The organism is Curtobacterium sp. ME12, assembly GCF_903970855.1.
GTDB classification, from domain to species: Bacteria; Actinomycetota; Actinomycetes; order Actinomycetales; family Microbacteriaceae; genus Curtobacterium; species Curtobacterium poinsettiae_A.
On record NZ_CAJCKD010000069.1, the window covers coordinates 1 to 3777 of the forward strand.

At 67.6% G+C, this 3777-nt stretch carries 2 protein-coding genes; both read right to left on the reverse strand.

Going from position 1 to position 3777, the window contains the following annotated elements; genetic code table 11:
- Positions 1 to 189 precede the first annotated feature (189 nt).
- Complete coding sequence (gene tal, locus H7A73_RS17845) at positions 190 to 1302, reverse strand: transaldolase (protein ID WP_182067225.1); 1113 nt, start codon at positions 1300 to 1302, stop codon at positions 190 to 192.
- 138 nt (positions 1303 to 1440) lie between these two features.
- On the reverse strand, positions 1441 to 3534 hold the full coding sequence (gene tkt / locus H7A73_RS17850; RefSeq protein WP_182067226.1) for a transketolase: 2094 nt from the start codon (positions 3532 to 3534) through the stop codon (positions 1441 to 1443).
- Between the last annotated feature and the right edge of the window lie 243 nt (positions 3535 to 3777).

The window sequence follows — 3777 nt, forward strand, 5'->3', positions numbered from 1 at the left end:
AGTACCGGTAGCGCAGATCAAACGAAGGCAGTCGCTATCTTTTCTCCAGTCACGGAGCGCACGGGCACCCACACCGGCGAAGACGCTCTTTCCCTACACGACGATCTGCCGATCTGTCAGCGACGAGCCGCGGGACCACGTGTTCGATGGCCCGCGCGGCATCGCCGCTGGCTGCGATGGAAACCGTCACTACTTGGCGCCCTCGAGCGCGTTCTTGACGGTGTCGACGAGCTCGCCCCAGGAGACGTTGAACTTGTCCACGCCCTCCTTCTCGAGCAGCGCGACGACGTCGTCGTAGTCGACGCCCTGCGCGGCGAGCTGGTCGAGGACCTGCTGCGCCTGGTCGAACGTGCCGGCGATCGCGTCGCCGTGGATCTCACCGTGGTCGAACGTGGCGTCGAGCGTCTTGCCCGGCATCGTGTTCACGGTGTTCGGGGCGGCGAGCTCGGTCACGTAGAGCGTGTCGGGGAGCGACGGGTCCTTGACACCGGTCGAGGCCCAGAGCGGACGCTGCGTGTTGGCACCGGACTCGAGCAGGCCGAGGGCGCGCTCCGAGGCGAACGCCTCGGTCCAGACCTGGTACGCGAGCTGCGCGTTGGCGATGCCGGCCTTCGACTTGAGGGCCTTGGCCTCGTCGGTGCCGACGGCGTCCAGGCGCTTGTCGATCTCGGAGTCGACGCGCGACACGAAGAAGGACGCGACGGAGTGGATCTTGGAGAGGTCGTGGCCGGCGGCCTTGGCCTTCTCGAGCCCACCGAGGTAGGCGTCGATGACGGCGCGGTAGCGCTCGAGCGAGAAGATCAGGGTGACGTTGACGGAGATGCCGGCGCCGATGACCTCGGTGATCGCCTCGAGACCCTCGAGCGTCGCCGGGATCTTGATGAGGACGTTCTCCTTGCCGACCTTGTCGAACAGGAACTTCGCCTGCTCGATGGTCTTGGCGGTGTCGTGCGCGAGGCCCGGCTCGACCTCGATCGAGACGCGGCCGTCGAAGCCCTTGGTCTCGTCGTAGATCGGCTTGAAGACGTCGGAGGCGTTCGCGACGTCCTGCGTGGTGATCTCGAAGATCGCGTCGGTGACGTCGGTGCCCGCAGCGGCGAGCTCCTTGACCTGCGAGTCGTAGCGCTCGCCCTTGGCGAGGGCCGACGCGAAGATCGTCGGGTTCGTCGTCACGCCGACGACGTTCTTCTGCTCGATGAGCTCGGTGAGCTTGCCGGTCTCGAGGAGCTCGCGGGAGAGGTCGTCGAGCCAGATGCTCACGCCGACCGCGGAGAGGGCGGCGGTGGGGGTGTTCTCAGCCATGTGTTTCTCTTCTTCTTTCATCGACGGGTCCGTGAGGACCGTGAGTCGGGGTCTGGGGGACGGGAGGCCCGGGGCGGAACCGCGCCGGGCCTCCCGGAAGAAGGGCCGGATCCGGAAACCGGACCCGGCCCTCGCAGGTCAGGAAGCCGCGATCGATTCCTTCGCGGCGGCCACGACGTGCTCCGTCGTGAAGCCGAACTCCTTGAAGAGCGTCTGGTAGTCGGCCGAGGCACCGAAGTGCTCGATCGAGACGCTGCGGCCCTTGTCGCCGACGATGTCGCGCCAGCTCATGGCGATGCCGGCCTCGACCGACACGCGAGCGGTGACGTCCTTCGGGAGCACCTGGTCCTGGTAGTTCTCGGACTGGGCGCGGAACCACTCGATCGACGGGGCGCTCACGACGCGGGCGTTGATGCCCTCGGCCTTGAGCTGTTCGCGAGCCTCGACCGCGATCTGGACCTCGGAACCGGTCGCGATGAGGATGACGTCCGGGGTGCCGTTGGGCGCCTCGGCCAGGATGTACGCACCCTTGGCGACGTTCTTCGCCGAGGCGAAGACCTCACCGGAGGCGTCACCCTCGCCACGCTCGAACACGGGGAGGTTCTGGCGGCTCAGCGCGATGCCGGCCGGGCGGTCGGTGTGCTTGAGCATCTCGAGCCACGCGTAGGCGACCTCGTTGGCGTCGGCCGGGCGGACGACGTCGAGCCCCGGGATCGCACGGAGCGACGAGACCTGCTCGATCGGCTGGTGCGTCGGGCCGTCCTCGCCGAGGGCGATGGAGTCGTGGGTCCAGACGTAGATCGCCGGCGCCTGCATGAGCGCGGCGAGACGGACCGCCGGACGCATGTAGTCGCTGAAGATGAGGAACGTGCCACCGAAGGGGCGGGTGTTCCCGTGCAGGACGATGCCGTTGAGGATCGAACCCATGGCGTGCTCGCGGATGCCGAAGTGCAGCACGCGGCCGTACGGGTCGGTGCTCCACGTCGACGTCGAGGCCTCGGCCGGACCGAAGGACTTGGCGCCCTCGATCGTGGTGAGGTTCGACTCGGCGAGGTCGGCCGAACCGCCCCAGAACTCGGGCATCAGCGGCGCGATGGCGTTGATGACCTTGCCGGAAGCGGCACGGGTCGAGACGGCCTTGTCGGTCGGGAAGACCGGGAGCGCTGCTTCGAGGCCCTCCGGGAGTTCCTTCGCCTGGACACGGTCGAACAGCGCCTTCTTGTCGGCGTTGGCGGCGGCCCACGCGTCGAAGGTCTTCTGCCACTCGGCGTGCTCGGCCTGGCCCTTGGCGACGGCACCGCGGGTGTACTCGAGGACCTCGGGGGCGACCTCGAAGGTCTTGTCGGTGTCGAAGCCGAGGACCTCCTTGAGGCCCTTGATCTCGTCGGCGCCGAGCGCCGAACCGTGGATCTTGCCCGAGTTCTGCTTGGTCGGCGACGGCCAGCCGATGATCGTCTTGAGGACGATGAGCGACGGCTTGTCGGTGACCTGCTTGGCGGCCTCGATCGCGGCGTGGAGCTCCTCGACGTCCTCGGAGTACTCGCCGGTCTTCTTCCAGTCGACGATCTGGACGTGCCATCCGAGCGCCTCGTAGCGCTCGGGGACGCTCTCCGAGAACGCGATGTCGGTGTTGTCCTCGATCGAGATCTGGTTCGAGTCGTAGAAGGCGATGAGGTTGCCGAGCTGCTGGCGACCCGCGAGCGAGCCCGCCTCGTTGGTCACGCCCTCCTGCATGTCACCGTCACCGGCGATCACGTAGGTGAAGTGGTCGAACGGCGACTGACCGGCCGGGGTCTCCGGGTCGAACAGGCCGCGCTCGAAGCGCTGGGCGTAGGCGAAGCCGACCGAGGACGCGAGGCCCTGGCCGAGCGGGCCCGTGGTGATCTCGACACCGTCGGTGTGGCCGTACTCCGGGTGACCCGGGGTCTTCGAGCCCCACTTGCGCAGGTGCTGCAGGTCCTCGAGCTCGAGCCCGTAGCCGTGCAGGTAGAACTGCACGTACTGGAGGATCGAGGCGTGACCGGCGGAGAGGATGAAGCGGTCGCGGCCGATCCAGGTGGCGTCGCTGGGGTCGCGACGCATCACCTTCTGGAAGAGCAGGTGGGCGAGCGGAGCGAGGCTCATCGCGGTGCCGGGGTGACCGTTGCCGGCGGCCTCGACCGAGTCGGCGGCGAGAACGCGGGCCGTGTCGACGGCCTTCCGGTCGATGGCGTCCCAGGTGAATTCAGCCACTTGGATGTTGACCCTTCTTGATGCGACATGTGCGAGGGCTCGTGCCATCGCACGGACATGTGGCCATCCCGGGGCCGAGTCGTGTCGCCGTCTGACGGCGGCCGACCGGCTCATCGCGGCCGACGTCATCGGGGCGCGCACTGCGGGAGGGCGTGTCCAGCATAGTGACCCGGTACTCAGAAGGGGGTCAGGAGACCCCCGATGTTCACACAGAGCGGAAGAACGTCGTGTAGGGAAAGAGTG